General features: G+C 71.0%; 14 protein-coding genes. 6 read left to right on the forward strand and 8 right to left on the reverse strand.

The window, feature by feature from the left end; all coding sequences use genetic code 11:
• Positions 1-52 precede the first annotated feature (52 nt).
• The 3 genes from F4558_RS21880 (at position 53) to gabT (ending at position 4,150) form a co-directional block, all read left to right on the forward strand.
• Positions 53-1,294, forward strand: a complete 1,242-nt coding sequence (locus F4558_RS21880; protein WP_167945831.1) for an SUKH-3 domain-containing protein — start codon at positions 53-55, stop codon at positions 1,292-1,294.
• 148 nt (positions 1,295-1,442) lie between these two features.
• Positions 1,443-2,879 (forward strand): gamma-aminobutyraldehyde dehydrogenase, encoded by a 1,437-nt coding sequence (locus tag F4558_RS21885; protein ID WP_053657329.1) that lies wholly within the window; start codon positions 1,443-1,445, stop codon positions 2,877-2,879.
• A complete protein-coding gene (gene gabT / locus F4558_RS21890; protein WP_167945833.1) occupies positions 2,879-4,150 on the forward strand; it encodes a 4-aminobutyrate--2-oxoglutarate transaminase in 1,272 nt (423 codons plus the stop codon). The genes F4558_RS21885 and gabT overlap by 1 nt, the downstream gene beginning before the upstream one ends.
• A 60-nt stretch (positions 4,151-4,210) precedes the next feature.
• Here the strand turns inward: gabT and F4558_RS21895 are convergent, their stop codons facing one another.
• The 6 genes from F4558_RS21895 to F4558_RS21920 form a co-directional block, all read right to left on the reverse strand.
• Positions 4,211-4,885 carry an RlpA-like double-psi beta-barrel domain-containing protein gene (locus F4558_RS21895; protein WP_167945835.1) on the reverse strand — a complete coding sequence of 225 codons (675 nt, stop codon included), beginning with the start codon at positions 4,883-4,885 and terminating at the stop codon, positions 4,211-4,213.
• A gap of 57 nt (positions 4,886-4,942) precedes the next feature.
• Positions 4,943-5,608 carry a M15 family metallopeptidase gene (locus F4558_RS21900; protein ID WP_167945837.1) on the reverse strand — a complete coding sequence of 222 codons (666 nt, stop codon included), beginning with the start codon at positions 5,606-5,608 and terminating at the stop codon, positions 4,943-4,945.
• The gene (locus F4558_RS21905; protein ID WP_053657336.1) at positions 5,605-6,732 is read right to left on the reverse strand and encodes a D-alanine--D-alanine ligase family protein; all 1,128 of its coding nucleotides are present in this window, start codon (positions 6,730-6,732) and stop codon (positions 5,605-5,607) included. The genes F4558_RS21900 and F4558_RS21905 overlap by 4 nt, the downstream gene beginning before the upstream one ends.
• Positions 6,729-7,754: a threonine ammonia-lyase gene (locus F4558_RS21910; protein ID WP_053657338.1), complete on the reverse strand. Its 1,026-nt coding sequence runs from the start codon at positions 7,752-7,754 to the stop codon at positions 6,729-6,731. Before F4558_RS21910 ends, F4558_RS21905 begins: the two co-directional genes overlap by 4 nt.
• Before the next feature lie 100 nt (positions 7,755-7,854).
• A complete protein-coding gene (locus F4558_RS21915) occupies positions 7,855-8,919 on the reverse strand; it encodes a sensor histidine kinase (protein WP_167945839.1) in 1,065 nt (354 codons plus the stop codon).
• The gene (locus F4558_RS21920) at positions 8,916-9,581 is read right to left on the reverse strand and encodes a response regulator transcription factor (protein WP_167945841.1); all 666 of its coding nucleotides are present in this window, start codon (positions 9,579-9,581) and stop codon (positions 8,916-8,918) included. The genes F4558_RS21915 and F4558_RS21920 overlap by 4 nt, the downstream gene beginning before the upstream one ends.
• 234 nt (positions 9,582-9,815) lie before the next feature.
• Between F4558_RS21920 and F4558_RS21925 the strand changes: the two genes are divergently transcribed.
• The 3 genes from F4558_RS21925 (at position 9,816) to F4558_RS21935 (ending at position 13,222) form a co-directional block, all read left to right on the forward strand.
• Positions 9,816-11,117 (forward strand): GAF domain-containing protein, encoded by a 1,302-nt coding sequence (locus F4558_RS21925; RefSeq protein ID WP_167945843.1) that lies wholly within the window; start codon positions 9,816-9,818, stop codon positions 11,115-11,117.
• Positions 11,118-11,165: 48 nt separating this feature from the next.
• Positions 11,166-12,671: an aldehyde dehydrogenase gene (gene adh / locus F4558_RS21930; protein ID WP_167945845.1), complete on the forward strand. Its 1,506-nt coding sequence runs from the start codon at positions 11,166-11,168 to the stop codon at positions 12,669-12,671.
• Positions 12,672-12,865: 194 nt separating this feature from the next.
• A complete protein-coding gene (locus F4558_RS21935; RefSeq protein ID WP_053657369.1) occupies positions 12,866-13,222 on the forward strand; it encodes a DUF779 domain-containing protein in 357 nt (118 codons plus the stop codon).
• A 242-nt stretch (positions 13,223-13,464) separates the two neighbouring features.
• Here F4558_RS21935 and F4558_RS21940 read toward each other — a convergent pair whose 3' ends face one another.
• Entirely contained in the window at positions 13,465-14,316 is an 852-nt protein-coding gene (locus tag F4558_RS21940) for a type IV toxin-antitoxin system AbiEi family antitoxin domain-containing protein (RefSeq protein ID WP_167945847.1), read from the reverse strand.
• Between the two features lie 281 nt (positions 14,317-14,597).
• Positions 14,598-15,293, reverse strand: a complete 696-nt coding sequence (locus F4558_RS21945) for a G5 domain-containing protein (protein WP_312877382.1) — start codon at positions 15,291-15,293, stop codon at positions 14,598-14,600.
• Between the last annotated feature and the right edge of the window lie 182 nt (positions 15,294-15,475).

The raw sequence follows: 15,475 nt of genomic DNA on the forward strand, positions 1-15,475 counted from the left end.
AGCGAGACGATACCGGCTGCCATCGATCCGTGTGGTCCGGTAGTTTCGATGCGTGATCGACCGTCAACAGGCCGAGCAGCTCGCGGCCACCTGGGCCCGCCGCGACTCGCAGCGGCTCGGCCACGAGTGCACGGCAATGGTCGACGAGTTCGACCTCGGCTACGTCATCACGTCAGTCGTGCCCACCGAGGCGCGTACGATCCCCGGCGACCTGCCGGCGACAGTCATCGACAAGCAGACCGGCACTGTCACCACCTGGCCCCGGGTGCCGAGCGATGTGGTGGCGGAGATGTACCGCCGCAGCCAACCCACCGGCACTGTCGCTCCCCGCACTGTCGACCCGTCGAGCCTGCTGGCCAGGGAGATTCATCGGATCCCCGCCCCGAACACAGTGGCGCACCTGACCGTCGATGGTCGCATCTGGACGGCCCAGGGCGTCAAGGGCGACGTACCGCTGAACCATCACCCGCTGATCCGCACCTATCTGGACGCCCAGCCTCCCGGCGAGCTTGTCCGTGGCGCCGAGGCACATGCCGAGCTGATCGTGGTCTCCGACGTCCTGCACGAGTACGACCACCGACGAGCCGCCGAGGGCATCGCGCCGATGGGTCGTGGCGAGGCGGCAGCACTGCTCGGCGGCGCGCGGTTCGAGATCTTCCGGATCCGTGAACCGGGCGACCCGGCTGGTGGCCCCGCCGACCGGCCCTGCGATTCGTGCCTCGCCTTCCTGGTGCGCGCGAACGTGTTGCCGGATTCGGCACGGGGTTACATCGAAACCTGGCTGGCACCGGCGGCACCGGACCCTGATCCGGGGCGTTTCCCGCCGGAGGTCGCCAACGCGCTCGTCGCCGCCGGGTGGCGACCGCACATCGGGGACCAGATCATGGCTGCCGCCGCCGTCCGGGACATCACCGCCGTGTCGGGGCAGGTCCATCGACACGAGGTCTTTCCCGCCGCCGTGGAGGCGATCACCACGTTTCCCAGCCTCGTCGGCGCTCGCCGCGGCCGGGGCGAGCAGGTGTGGATCTCCCGCTTCGACATCCGTCCGCACACCATGGCGCACACCGCCGACACCCTCGCCGACTTCGGCAGGGTGCTCGGCGTACGACTGTTTCCGCTCGGCACCGAGCAGCAGGACAGCATCCTGGCGGTCGACGAGCGCGGCCGGGTCTTCGCGCTGGACCAGGCAGGCGAGTGGTTTCTCGGCGACACCGTCGACGCCGCGTTCACCACACTGCTGCTCGGCCGCGCGCCTGCCCGGGTCCGCGACGACGGCACCTGGCAGGCCGACTGACGCGCGAGGCGGCCAGCCGCACGAGGTGACCCCGGGTCGACGGAAACAGTCGCAACAGGCCTTGTCTGCCGCGAATTCAGTAGCGAAGATGGCAGGCAGATTGCGATAACCGCCGTAGACCGCACCCGGCCCCCTCGGAGAGACCGCCATGAGTGACCAGCAGCAGCTGCGCAACTTCGTCAACGGCTCCTACGTCGAACCGGCCGACGGCGGGTACGCCGACCTGATCGACCCGTGTACCGGTGAGGTGTTCGCCCAGGCGCCCGTCTCCGGCGCCGCCGACGTGGACGCGGCGATGACCGCCGCCGCCACCGCCTTCGAGAGCTGGCGGGAGGTCACCCCTGCCGAGCGGCAGCGGGCGATGCTCAAGCTCGCCGACGCCGTGGAGGCCCGCGCGGCCGAACTGGTCGACGCGGAGGTCCGCAACACCGGCAAGCCGCGCCAGCTCACCGCCGACGAGGAACTGCCGCCCGCTGTGGACCAGTTCCGCTTCTTCGCCGGGGCGGCCCGACTGTTGGAGGGCCGGTCGGCCGGCGAGTACCTGGCGGGGCACACCTCGTACGTGCGGCGCGAGCCGATCGGCGTGTGCGCCCAGGTCACGCCCTGGAACTACCCGCTGATGATGGCGGTCTGGAAGATCGCCCCGGCGCTCGCCGCCGGCAACACTGTGGTCCTCAAGCCATCGGACACCACGCCGGTGTCGACGCTGCTGCTCGCCGAGATCGCCGCCGAGTTCTTCCCGCCGGGGGTGTTCAACGTGGTCTGCGGCGATCGAGACACCGGTCGTACTCTCGTGTCGCACCCGACCCCGCAGCTGGTGTCGATCACCGGCTCGACCCGCGCGGGCATGGAGGTCGCCGCCGCGGCGGCACCCGACCTGAAGCGCACCCACCTGGAGCTGGGCGGCAAGGCCCCGGTGGTGATCTTCGACGACGCCGATGTGGCGGCGGCGGCCGAGGCCATCGCGATGGGCGGCTACTTCAACGCGGGGCAGGACTGCACGGCGGCGACCCGGGTGCTGGCCGGGCCGGGCATCCACGACGACTTCGTGGCAGCGCTCGCCGAGCAGGCCCGCAACACCAGGACGGGCGCCCCGGACGACGCCGACGTGCTCTACGGCCCGCTGAACAACGCCAACCAGCTCGCCCGCGTCAGCGGCTTCGTCGACCGGCTGCCGGACCACGCGGCGATCCAGACCGGCGGGTCCCAGCAGGGCGAGCGCGGCTACTTCTACGCGCCGACAGTCGTCTCCGGGTTGCGCCAGGCCGACGAGATCATCCAGGACGAGGTGTTCGGGCCGGTCATCACCGTGCAGCGCTTCACCGACGAGGACGAGGCGGTGCGCTGGGCGAACGGCGTCGACTACGGCCTGTCCGCGTCGGTGTGGACGCGGGACCACGGCCGGGCGATGCGGATGACCCGACGGCTGGACTTCGGCTGCGTCTGGGTGAACACGCACATCCCGTTCGTCTCGGAGATGCCGCACGGCGGCTTCAAGCACTCCGGGCACGGCAAGGACCTCTCGGTCTACAGCCTGGAGGACTACACCCGGATCAAGCACGTCATGCACAACATCGAGGGCTGATGACATCCTCCGAGGATCTGCACAAGCGGCGCGGCAGTGCCGTCGCGCGGGGCGTCGGCAGCGTCATTCCGTCCTACGTGGACCACGCGGCGGGCGGGACGTTCACCGACGTCGACGGGCGGGAGTGGATCGACTTCGCCGCCGGCATCGCTGTGACGAGCGTCGGCAACGCCGCACCGAAGGTCGTCGAGGCGGTCCGAGCGCAGGTCGAGCGGTTCACCCACACCTGCTTCATGGTCGCGCCGTACGAGTCGTACGTGACGGTGTGCGAGCAGCTCAACGCGTTGACGCCGGGCGGCTTCGAGAAACGTTCGGCGCTGTTCAACTCCGGTGCCGAGGCTGTGGAGAACGCCGTCAAGATCGCACGGCACGCCACCGGGCGGCCGGCGGTGGTGGTGTTCGACCACGCGTACCACGGCCGGACCAACCTGACCATGGCGTTGACCGCGAAGAACATGCCGTACAAGCACCGGTTCGGGCCGTTCGCCGGGGAGATCTACCGGGTGCCGATGTCGTACCCCCTGCGCGACGGCGGGCTCTCCGGGACCGAGGCGGCGGCGCGGGCCCTCGAGATGGTCGAGAAGCAGGTCGGGGCCGAGAACGTCGCCGCGCTGCTGATCGAGCCCATCCAAGGTGAGGGTGGTTTCGTGGTGCCCGCGCCCGGTTTCCTGCCGGCGCTACGCGCCTGGGCCACGGCCGCCGGTGTGGTGTTCGTGGCCGACGAGATCCAGACCGGCTTCTGCCGGACGGGCGACTGGTTCGCCTGCGAACACGAGGGCGTCGAGCCCGACCTCGTCACGCTGGCCAAGGGCATCGCCGGTGGCCTGCCGCTGGCCGCCGTGACCGGCCGGGCCGAGCTGATGGACGCGGTGCACGTCGGTGGGCTCGGCGGCACGTACGGCGGCAACCCGATCGCCTGCGCCGCCGCGCTGGCCACCATCGACACCATGCACGAGCTGGACCTGGCCGGCGCCGCCCGCCGGATCGAGTCGGTGCTGGTCCCCCGGTTACGGGCCATCGCCGAGCGGGATCCCCGCATCGCCGAGGTACGCGGGCGGGGCGCGATGCTCGCCATCGAGCTGGTCCAACCGGGCACGCTCACCCCCGACCCGGTCGCCACGGCGGCGATCTCGGCCGCCTGCCACGCCGCCGGCCTGCTCACCCTGACCTGCGGCACGTACGGCAACGTGCTGCGCTTTCTGCCCCCACTGGTGATCTCCGACGATCACCTCGTCCGGGCAGCCGACATCCTCGACGCAGCGTTTACCTGAGGTGTAAGGAAGGGCACCTTCTTAACGCCTGGTGCATAAGAAGGTGCCCTTCCTAACGCGTCAGCGCAGCACCGCGACCGTATTCCGGCGGACCAGGTTCTTGCCCGGCTCGCGGATCTGGTCCATCGCGGCGCTGTTGAGCAGCACGCAACTGCCCGACGGGCCGGTCACCGTCACAGTGGTCGCCCGGTTGTTGTCCAGGTTCGTCACCCGCAGCCGCGTACCCACCGGGAACCGGTCACTTGTCGCCGCCGGCGCGGCAGCCTCCTCGAAGAAGGTGATCGCACCCGAGCACACCGAGCCGGGTGCCGGTCCGGACGCGGCGGGAGACGCCGCCCCGGGCCGTACCGTGTCGGCTGGCGGCGCGGCGGCTGGCGGCGCGGCGCCGTCGAGCCGTTCCACGACGTTGCGGCGGATCACGTTCTTGCCCGGCTCGCGGACCAGGTCCATGGCGGCGGCGTTGAGGAGAACGCAACTGCCTGACGGGCCGCTCACCGTCACCGTTGCCGTCCGGTTGTTGTCCAGATTGGTCACCCGCAGCCGCGTACCCACCGGGAACCGGTCACTTGTCGCCGCCGGCGCGCCGGTCTCCGCCGAGAACGTGACCGACCCGGAGCAGACGGACTGCCGTGCCGGGGCGGTGCCGGCGAACCCGAACCCGGTCCCCACCGCCACACCGGCCGCGGCGAGCACCGCCACGGTCGCCGCCAGCACGTGCTTGCGCTGCACCCTCATCGCCGTCACTCCTGTCCTCGGTGGTGTTCTGCACCGACGGGTACGGACGGGAGAGCCCTACCGTTCAGCAGTCGCCGCGACGGCAAGGTCCACCGGCCCGTACCGGGTCTGCGGCGCCCCGGTCATCAGCGCCCAGTAACGGTCCCCGTACGACCAGTGCCACCACTCGGTCGGGTAGTTCACCAGCCCGGCACCTCCGAGCGCGTCCACAATGAGCTGCCGATGTCGGCGGGCGTTGGCCCCGATGGCGGGTGCGTCGGTGAAGCAGGCGTCGGCGCTGTCCTCCGGGGTGGCGTCGACGGCCGTACCGAGATCCAGCTCCACGCCGTCGACTGTGCACAGGGTCAGGTCCACCGCGCCGCCAGTCGTGTGCGGGGCCACCTCGACCGGCGAGACGAACTTGCTGGTCTCCCGGTACAGCCGCTGCGCCGGCCAGTCCGGATGCCGTCGCCGCAGCTCGTCGCGGTAACCGGTGAAGATGGACAACTGCGCCCGATACGGCCGGTAGCCCTCGATGACGAGCAGGCGTACCCCGGCGGGCAAGGCACGCTGCGCGGCCAGCAACCGGTCCGCGACACCCGCGCGCAGGTGGGCGTACGCCCCGGTGTCGTCGGCCGCACGCCCGTCCAGCCGCAGCTCCGGAAACTCGCGCAGGTCCACCAGGGGCTCGCCGTCGTCGGCGCCGGGCACCGCCGCCACCCGGGGGTCGGAGAGCAGGATCATCGGACACTCCCGGTGGTCGCGGGGCGTTCCGCATGTCGGGTACGCGCCAACGCCACCAACCGCTCCACGACCTCGCGGTAGCCGACGCCGGTCGCCGCCCACACCTTCGGGTACATGGAGTGCGCGGTGAAGCCGGGCATGGTGTTGAGCTCGTTGACGTACAGCTCGCCGGTCGTCTCGTCGTAGAGGAAGTCAACCCGGGCCAGACCCCACCCGCCGATCGCGGCGAACGCGCGCAGCGACAACTCGCGGATTCGCTCGGTCACCTCGTCGGGCAGCACCGCCGGGACGATCATCGGGTCGCTGTCGCCGAAGTACTTCTGCTGGTAGTCGAACCATCCGCCGGCCACGCGCACCTCGCCCACCGCCGATGCCTCCGGCCGCCAGCCGCCGAGCACCGCGCACTCCAACTCGCGGCCGGTGACCCCCTGCTCGACGATGACGTGCTTGTCGTGCCGCAACGCCTCCTCCACAGCGGCGGCCAGGTCGTCGCCCTCGCCGACCCGGGAGATGCCGATCGACGAACCCATGCTTGCGGGCTTGACGAACAGGGGTCGGCGCAGCCCGAGCACGAGCTTCTCCGGGTCGGCGGTCTCCCGCCAGGTGTGCGCGTCGAAGGCGACGTACGGGGTGACGGGGATTTCCTCGGCCCGCAGAGCCCGCTTCATCGCCACCTTGTTCATGCCTACGGCGGAGGCGAGGATGCCGCACCCGACGTACGGCACGTCCAGTTGCTCCAGCAGCCCCTGCACCACGCCGTCCTCGCCGAACGGGCCGTGCAGGACGGGGAAGAGCACGTCGAGTTCCGCGTGCACCGCGCCGGGGGCGTTGCCGGCGCACACCTGCACGGTCCCCGGGCGGGGGCCGGACCGCAGCTCGACAGCCGGCCCGGTCACTGTCAACCGGTCGTCGATGGCCCGCTCGGCGGCGGGCCGGTCCCGCAACTCGGCGAGCTGCGCGTCGGGCAGCAGGCGGAATCCCCCGCTGCGGGTGATGCCGATGGCGACCGTACGGTATCCGCCGCCGGCCAGCGCCCGGACCACACCAAGCGCCGAGGCGCAGGAGACCTCGTGCTCCGCCGACGGGCCACCGAACAGGATTCCGATCCGAATCGGGGCACTCATGCCGCCGCTCCTTCCACAGTCGTCAACTCCGCGAGCCTGGGCGCCGTCAACCGGGCCGCCAGCTCCGCCTCCACGTTTCCGCCGGTCAGCACCACGCCTACCGTCCGCTCCCCGAGCGCGCCGCCGGCCCGCTCTTCCCGCAGCCGGAGCGCGCCGGCCAGGCCCGCCGCCCCGGACGGCTCGACGAGCACCTTCAGCTCCATCAGCAGCAGCCGGAACGCGGCGGCGATCTGCTCGTCGTCGACACGGACGACACCGCGCAGGGCGTTCCGCAGGATCGCGAACGGCAGCTCACCCACGCAGGACGGCCGCAGTCCGTCGGCGATGGTGGCGGCTGGCGGGACCGGAATCCGCTCGCCTGCGGACAGGCTGCGCGCCAGCGAGTCACAGCCGACCGGCTCGACGCCGTACACAGTGATGCCGGTGCCGGCGGCGGCCAGGCAGGCACCCGCCACCCCGCCACCGCCACCGACCGGCACCACAAGCGCGTCGAGCGGGGTGCCGGCGCGTTCGGCCTGCTCGATCAGCTCCAGGCTGGCGCTGCCCTGCCCGGCGATCACGTCCGCGTGGTCGTACGCGTCGACGAGCGGGTGGCCGGTCTGGTCGCGGAGCGCGTACGCCATCGCCACCCGCTCGTCGAGGCCGGTGCCCGCGAACACGACCCGCGCCCCCGCCGCACCGGCCCGGTCGACCTTCGTCGCCGCCGCGTCGACAGGCAGCACCACTGTCGCCGCGAGCCCGTGCTGGCGGGCCGCCAACGCCACAGCTATCGCGTGGTTGCCGGTGCTCTGCGCGATCACCCCGGTGTGGCCGGCGGCGGCGAGCCTGCCGACGGCCCGCAGCGCGCCGCGCATCTTGTACGAGCCGCCGGTCTGCAGATTCTCCGCCTTGAGCAGGACTCGGCTACCTGCCAGCAGGTCGATCGCCGGGGAGCGCAGCACCGGGGTACGGATCACCCGGCCGCTGAGCCAGCGGGCGGCGTCCTCGACATCGGCCCGGACGGGGCCAGCGGTGGATGGCATCGAACTCCTTTGTCACGGCCCGGACCGCGTCGGTCGTTTTTCGGGCACGCCGAAGGTGGGGATGCCGAGGTGCTCGGCTCCCGGAACGGTGTGGGTGGTGTCAGTTGCCTGCGGGTAGGTGGACGTCCACCCGCAGCCCGCCGTACTCGGCGGGTCGGGCGGCGATGGTGCCGTCGTGTGCCTGGGTGATCGAGCGGACGATGGCCAGGCCGAGACCAGCGCCGCCGCCGTGCGAAGTCCGGTCCCGGGCGAGCCGACGGAACGGCTCGAAGAGGCCGGCGACAGCCTCCGCCGGTACGGGCTGGCCGGTGTTGACAACTGTCAGCGCGGGAGCGGAACCGACAGTGACTGTCAGCGAGCCACCGCGCCGGTTGTACTTGATCCCGTTCTCCACAAGGTTTGTGACAAGGCGTTCGAGAAGCACCCGCTCACCGACGACGACCCTCGGCGCGAGGTGACTCTCGATTGTCACGCCGGCCTCCCGGGCCCGGTCCTGATAGCCGGCGAGCACCCCGTCGACGAGGTGGTCGAGCCGCTGCGGGATGCGCGCCCGCAGACCCTGGTCGCTTTCGCTGAGCGCCAGCAGACCCTCGATGAGCCGCTCGTTGCGTTCGTTGGTCTCCAGCAGCTGGCCGGTCAGCAGCTCCAACTGCTCGGGGGTGAGCGACCGGGCCATGCCCACCTCGATGAGGGTCCGCTGCACGGCGAGCGGGGTACGCAGCTCGTGGGAGGCGTTCGCGGCGAACCGCCGCTGACCCTCGTATCCGGCGGAGACGCGTTCCATCATTTCGTCGATGGCCCGCGCCAGTTGGGCCAGCTCGTCGTTGCCCCGGGGACGGATGCGGTGGCCCATGTTCTGCGGGCCGAGGTGCCGGATCGGCTCGGCGAGGTTACGCACCGGGCGCAGGCACCACGACGCCCCGAACCAGAGCGCCAACAGGGCCGCCACTGTCACGACCACCACCGACACCACGGGAAGCACGAACGCGCTCCGGCCCGCCTGGGCACAGGACTCCGACACACCGGGCAGCGGCAGGCCGCAGAGCTGTAGACCGCGGTTCCAGAGCAGCCCGGTCAGCCGGTTGCCGACCGCCGGCAGCACCGGCCCGGCGAGCAGCGCCAGCAGACCCACGAGCAGGACCCGGCGGCGGGGAGTCCAGCTCACGCCGGCCCGCCGAGGCGATAACCGGCCTTGGGCACCGTGTGGATGACCGGCGGGTCACCGAGCTTCTTGCGCAGCGTCATGACGGTGACCCGTACGGCGTTCGTGAACGGGTCGGCGAACTCGTCCCAGGCCTGCTCCAACAGCTCCTCCGCGCTCACCACCTGCCCGCCGGCACGCAGCAGCACGTGCAGCACCGCGAACTCCTTCGGGCTGAGCGCCAACGAGCGGCCGTCCCGGGTGGCGTGGTGCCGGGCCACATCCAGCACCACGCCATCCCGGGCGAGTACCGGCGGAAGCGCCGGGGTGGACCGTCGCCCGAGGGCCTGCACCCGGGCCACCAACTCGGCGAAGGCGAACGGCTTGGTGAGGTAGTCGTCCGCGCCGAGGCCGAGACCCTCCACCCGGTCCCGGATGCCTGCCGCCGCGGTGAGCAGCAGCACCCGGGTGCCGACGGAGGTGCCGGCGATGCTGCGGCACACCTCGTCGCCGGTGTGGCCGGGCATGTCCCGATCCAGCACCGCCACGTCGTACCGGTTCACGCCGATCCGCTCCAGCGCACCGTCACCGTCGTAACAGACGTCGACGGCCATCGAGAACCGCCGTAGCCCTTCGGCCACCGTGTCCGCCAGCAACCTCTCGTCGTCCGCCACCAACACCCGCACGATTCCGCTCCCCCGTGGTTCGCCTTCCCGCATACCGTCGCAGGCCAGGGTTAAGGGTTCTGTAAGCACCCGCCGGAGCCATCCTCCACGCCGTCATCCGACCGACAAACCGCCGCTACCAGGGGCTGCCGCCTTCCTCCCCGTCACACGCGGTGTGCGTCGTGCGTCCCGCCGCCCTCGACTGTTGGCGATCGGGCGTGAGCTGCGTCACGATGGGGCCCGAGGAGGTCGCCGATGGCTGACCCGTGGCTCGCCCTGGAATTCGGTGTCGATCCGGCGGAACGGATCGCGCAGGTCGGCGCCGCCCACGAAGCCTTCCTCACCGGCACCGCCCACGACGCCTTCCTCACCGGCGCCGCACCGCACCGGGTGCGGGACGTGGTCCGCCGCTCCTGGGAACGCTCCGCACGGCTCGACCCCGAGGCCACCCCGCCTGTCGACCTGGCCGACGACGCCCTGGCCGCGTACCGGGCCGCCCATCCGTTGGCCCGTGTGCTGCCGCTGTTCCGTGACCTGCTCGGCGGCACCGCCCAGGACGGCGCGCACCTGATGGCGGTCTGCGATGCGTACGGGCGGCTGCTCTGGGTCGAGGGGCATCCGGGTGTGCTCCGGCATGCCGAGCGCATGAACTTCGTGCCCGGCGCCCGCTGGGACGAGACGCACGCCGGCACCAACGCGCCCGGCACCGCGCTGGCCGTCGACCACAGCGTGCAGATCTTCGCCACCGAGCATTTCAGCCGCCCCGTGCAGCGCTGGACCTGCGCCGCCGCGCCGATCCACGACCCCACCACCGGACGCCTGCTCGGCGCGATCGACATCACCGGCGGGGACCACCTGGCCAACCCGCACAGCCTCGCGTTGGTCCGTGCCACAGCCCGGGCCGCCGAGGCGCAACTCGCCGTCGACCGACCGGCGCAGCCCGGCGTCGCCACGGTGACCGCGCTCGGCCGGGACGAGGCGGAGCTTCGGGTCGACGGCCGGGTGATCCGGCTCGGCCGCCGGCACAGCGAACTACTGGTGCTGCTGCTGCACCACCCCGAGGGGCGTACCGGCGAACAACTCGGCCTCGACCTCTACGGTGACGACCGACTGCACCCGGTCACGGTGCGCGCCGAGCTGTCCCGGTTGCGCCGGGTGCTCGGCGGCGAGTTGCTCGACTCCCGCCCGTACCGGTTGCGCGGCACCATCCACGCCGACTTCATGACCATCACCCGACTGCTGGACCAGGGCGATCCGGTGGGAGCCCTCGACGCGTACTCCGGGCCCCTGCTGCCCAGCTCGGACGCGCCGGGAGTGACGCGACTGCGCCGGCTGATCGACGGTCAGCTCCGCGCGGCAGTGCTGGCCGCCGCCGACCCGGCGCTGCTCGCGGCCTGGACCGCGACGCCGGCCGGCGCCGACGACCTGGCCGCGTGGCAGGCCCTGGCGCGGGCGTTGCCGGCGGCCGCGCCACGCCGGCCCCTCGCGCTGGCCCGCATCGACCAGCTCTCCGGTGAGTACGACCTTCCGCGCGCAACGTGGCTGCAACGTTCCTGAAACTACCGTCGCCGTCGGCACACCCGCACAACGACGGCGGAGGTAACCATGACGCGCTACGACGCGCCCACCCACTGGCAGTCCCGTTACGACCACTTCATCGGCGGCGAGTACGTCAAGCCGCACGGTGGTGACTACTTCGAGAACCCCACCCCGGTCACCGGGCAGACCTTCACCGAGGTCGCCCGGGGCACCGCCCCCGACGTGGAGAAGGCCCTGGACGCCGCGCACGGCGCCGCCGCCGCGTGGGGGCGCACCTCGGTGGCCGAGCGGGCGCTGATCCTCAACCGGATCGCCGACCGCATGCAGGACAACCTGGAATCGCTCGCCATCGCCGAGAGCTGGGAGAACGGCAAGCCGGTCCGGGAGACCCTCGCCGCCGACATCCCGCTCGCCATCGACCACTTCCGCTACTTCGCCGGGGCGATCCGCGCGCAGGAGGGGTCACTCGGCGAACTCGACGACGACACGGTGGCCTACCACTTCCACGAGCCGCTAGGCGTGGTCGGGCAGATCATCCCGTGGAACTTCCCGATCCTCATGGCCACCTGGAAGCTGGCGCCCGCGCTCGCCGCCGGCAACGCCGTGGTGCTCAAGCCGGCCGAGCAGACGCCCGCGTCCATCCACTACTGGCTGTCGCTGGTGGCGGACCTGCTGCCGCCGGGCGTGCTCAACATCGTCAACGGCTTCGGCGTGGAGGCCGGCAAGCCGCTGGCCTCCTCACCCCGGGTCGCGAAGGTGGCGTTCACCGGCGAGACCACCACCGGGCGGCTGATCATGCAGTACGCCAGTGAGAACATCAAACCCGTCACCCTTGAGTTGGGCGGCAAGAGCCCGAACATCTTTTTCGACGACGTCAGCGCCGCCTCTGACGACTTCCTGGACAAGGCGCTCGAAGGCTTCACCATGTTCGCCCTCAATCAGGGCGAAGTCTGCACCTGCCCGTCGCGGGCGCTGATCCAGCAGGGCCACTACAGCGACTTCCTGGACGCGGCGGTGGCGCGCACCAAGGCGATCGTCGCCGGACACCCGCTGGACACCGACACGATGATCGGGGCGCAGGCCTCCAACGACCAGTTGGAGAAGATCCTGTCCTACCTGGACATCGGCCGGCAGGAGGGCGCCAAGGTGCTGACCGGCGGGTCCCGCGCGGACCTGGGCGGCGACCTGTCGGGCGGCTACTACGTCGAGCCGACGATCTTCGAAGGCGACAACTCGATGCGGATCTTCCAGGAGGAGATCTTCGGGCCGGTGGTCTCGGTGACCTCCTTCGCCGACCTCGACGATGCCGTGAAGATCGCCAACGACACCCTGTACGGGCTCGGCGCGGGCGTGTGGAGCCGGGACATGAACACCGCGTACCGGGCCGGGCGGGCCATCCAGGCCGGTCGAGTGTGGACGAACTGCTACCACGCGTACCCGGCGCACGCCGCGTTCGGCGGATACAAGCAGTCCGGCATCGGGCGGGAGAACCACAAGATGATGCTGGAGCACTACCAGCAGACCAAGAACCTGCTGGTCAGCTACTCCACCAAGAAGCTCGGCTTCTTCTGATGAGCGACACGTCCGTCGGCGGCGCGGTGCCCGGGTCATCGGGTGCCGCGGCGCCCGGGTCGTCCGGTGCCGTAGTGCCCGGGTCATCCGGTGCCGTAGTGCCCAGGTCGTCCGGTGCCGCGGTGCCCAGGTCGTCCGGTGCCGTAGTGCCCAGGTCGTCCGGTGCCGTAGTGCCCGGTGCGGCAGCGGCCAGCTTGCCTGGTGCGGCCTCTCCGGTCGCTCTGACCCCTGCGGCGGCCGAGCTGATCCGGTCACTGCGGGGGCGGCACGGGCCGCTGATGTTTCACCAGTCCGGCGGCTGCTGTGACGGCAGCGCCCCGATGTGCTACCCGGCGGGTGAATTCCGTACCGGCTCGTCCGACGTGCTGCTCGCCTCGTTAACTGTCGACGAGGTGCCCGAGCCGGTGGAGTTCTGGATCTCGAAGTCCCAGTGGGAACTGTGGAAACACACGATGCTCACCGTCGACGTGGTCCCGGGCCGAGGTAGCGGCTTCTCCCTGGAAGCCCCAGACGGCGTCCGCTTCCTAATCCGCTCCCGCCTAGCCCCCTAGCCCCCTAGCCCCTAGCCCCCGCCCTGCCCGACCCGACCGACCCGACCCGACCGGCCCGGCCCGACCCGACCCGACCCGTCGATCATGGAGTTGTGGTGGGCGCTAGATGACTAGTTACACCTTTTGTGAGGCACCACAACTCCATGATCGACGCGGTGGCGGGTGGCCCGGCCAGGAGCCTGGGTCGGGGTCGGGGTCGGGGTCGAGGTCGAGGTCGGTTGGGGTCGGTTGGGTTGGGTTGGTTACTGGTGGAGGAGAGGGGCGAGGGTGGCGATGATGTGGGCTGGGCGGCGGTAGAGGTCCAGGTCGGTGAAGTGGCGCATTTGCCAGCCGTTGGCGGCGAGCCAGTTCATCCGGGACCGATCACGCCGGAGCCGGTCACGGTCCAGGTGGGACGAGCCGTCGTACTCGACTCCGACCCTGCGTTGTCGGTAGCCGAGGTCAAGGCGGTACAGCGGTATCCCGTTGCCGTCGGGGACCCAGAGCTGCGGCTCCGGCGGCGGAAGACCGCCATCGATCATCACCAGCCGGAGCTGGCTTTCTTGGCGACATTCCGCGCGCGGGTCGGCGCGTGGCACGAGTTCGCGTGCCTGGCAGACGCCGCGCAGGCGTTCGTGCCGATCGACCTCGACCCGAAGTTCCTCTGGTCGACAGGCACCGACGCGAAGACACAGGTCCAGCAGCGGCATCACGTCCATCCGACGCAATGATCGGGCCAGGTCGATCGCGCACCGGGCGGCGGGAGCACACGGCACTCCGCCCAGAAGCACCGGGTCGCGTACCGGCAGCACCGCCTCGTGGGCGACGACCCCTCGGATGCGCGGAACGCTCTCCCCGGCCGGCACGATTATGTGCACGTCGGCGCTGCGGACGTCGCCGAAGCCGTGCAACTGCGCGCCGGTGCGGAAGCCGACAACGGCGCTGCCAGGCAGCCGCCGGAAGATCGCCGGCAAGTGCTCCGGCGAGTACGCCGAGGGCGCGTAGATGCTCCGCGACAACCGGCGCAGCCGGGACTGCTCTGCCAGCCTCCGCACCTGTTCCCGGCTGAGGCCAGCAGCGAGTAGCTCCGAGTATCGAAAGAGGTGCTCCGCCATGCCCAGGAATCTGCAGGCAAACCTGGCGATCCGGCGCCCCCCAACTCAGCGCCTGTGGAAAACCACCACCCCTGTGCATAACCACCAAACAAACGGCATCCGTGCTACGGCCTCCGCCCCACCACCCCGCCGATCATGGAGTTGTGGTGCCGGACAGAAGCCACAAACTGGTGCTCACCGCCCACCACAACTCCATGATCGACGGGGGCGGGGCGGGCGGGGCGGGCGGGGCGGGCGGGCGGGGCGGGCGGGGCGGGCGGGCGGGGCGGATGCTCTTGGGATTAGTCGCAGCCGTAGCCGTCGTTGTCGCGGTCCAGGTCGTAGATGTCGGTGCCGATTACTTTGACGACTCCGCTGACGTAGGCAGGACCGTTTCCGCTACCTCCGGCGCAGTCGACGTCGCTGGCGATCGGCACGCAGGGGGTGTAGTTCGGGTCGCACTTGGATGACTGCGGCTTCTTGGTACCGATGGCGACGACCTGGGTGACCGGCTGCTTCGTGACCGTGGACTTGACCAGCTTCTTACCCGTCTGCACCCCGTCGGTGGTGGTCACCTCGTAGGTCAGGGTCCGGATGCCGTTGGCGCCTTTGGTCCGTACGACCCGCTTGCCCTGGGCCAGGGACGAATCCTTGACGGTCCGCTCGCTGTACCGGATCGCGGCCCGCTCCGTCACGGTCGAGACGTGCACGACCGGCGACGGTGCAGCACTGGACGGGGCCTGCGAGGCCGGGACCGACGGTTCGGCCGCAGCGGAGGGCGCGGCAGAGGGCGCGGCAGAGGGCGCGGCGCTCGGCGGCACCGCCTGCGCGGGAGCCTCGTCGGTCGGCTCGGCCGGCGCTGCCAGGATGGGCTGCTGCGCTTCGTCTGCCGCGGTATTGGTACGGCCGGGCGTCGGCTCGCCGACCATCGCGCCGACGATCGCGCTGCCGGCGCAGCAGAGCAGCAGGAACGACAAGGCGATCGAGCCGAGGATCACGGCAACTCGGCTCGCGGGACTGGCCCGGCGGAACCAATTCGGTCGGGGGCCGGACGACGGGGCGTTCGGCGGGCCAGGAAACGGCGGTGGGTGCATCGTCACGGCGATGAGTGTCGTCGCAAATACTTTGTGCAATATCCACCGTCGTGCTCGTCACGTGCGCCGTCTGATCTACACAGGAC

The sequence above is a fragment of the Micromonospora profundi genome, from assembly GCF_011927785.1.
Lineage (GTDB): Bacteria > Actinomycetota > Actinomycetes > Mycobacteriales > Micromonosporaceae > Micromonospora > Micromonospora profundi.

Bases quoted from the DNA above. Each gene is read 5' to 3' on its own strand.
- F4558_RS21885 (WP_053657329.1), top strand. From the start codon at position 1,443: ATGAGTGACCAGCAGCAGCTGCGCAACTTCGTCAACGGCTCCTACGTC.
- gabT (WP_167945833.1), top strand. From the start codon at position 2,879: ATGACATCCTCCGAGGATCTGCACAAGCGGCGCGGCAGTGCCGTCGCG.
- F4558_RS21895 (WP_167945835.1), bottom strand. From the start codon at position 4,885: ATGAGGGTGCAGCGCAAGCACGTGCTGGCGGCGACCGTGGCGGTGCTC.
- F4558_RS21900 (WP_167945837.1), bottom strand. From the start codon at position 5,608: ATGATCCTGCTCTCCGACCCCCGGGTGGCGGCGGTGCCCGGCGCCGAC.
- F4558_RS21905 (WP_053657336.1), bottom strand. From the start codon at position 6,732: ATGAGTGCCCCGATTCGGATCGGAATCCTGTTCGGTGGCCCGTCGGCG.
- F4558_RS21910 (WP_053657338.1), bottom strand. From the start codon at position 7,754: ATGCCATCCACCGCTGGCCCCGTCCGGGCCGATGTCGAGGACGCCGCC.
- F4558_RS21925 (WP_167945843.1), top strand. From the start codon at position 9,816: ATGGCTGACCCGTGGCTCGCCCTGGAATTCGGTGTCGATCCGGCGGAA.
- adh (WP_167945845.1), top strand. From the start codon at position 11,166: ATGACGCGCTACGACGCGCCCACCCACTGGCAGTCCCGTTACGACCAC.
- F4558_RS21940 (WP_167945847.1), bottom strand. From the start codon at position 14,316: ATGGCGGAGCACCTCTTTCGATACTCGGAGCTACTCGCTGCTGGCCTC.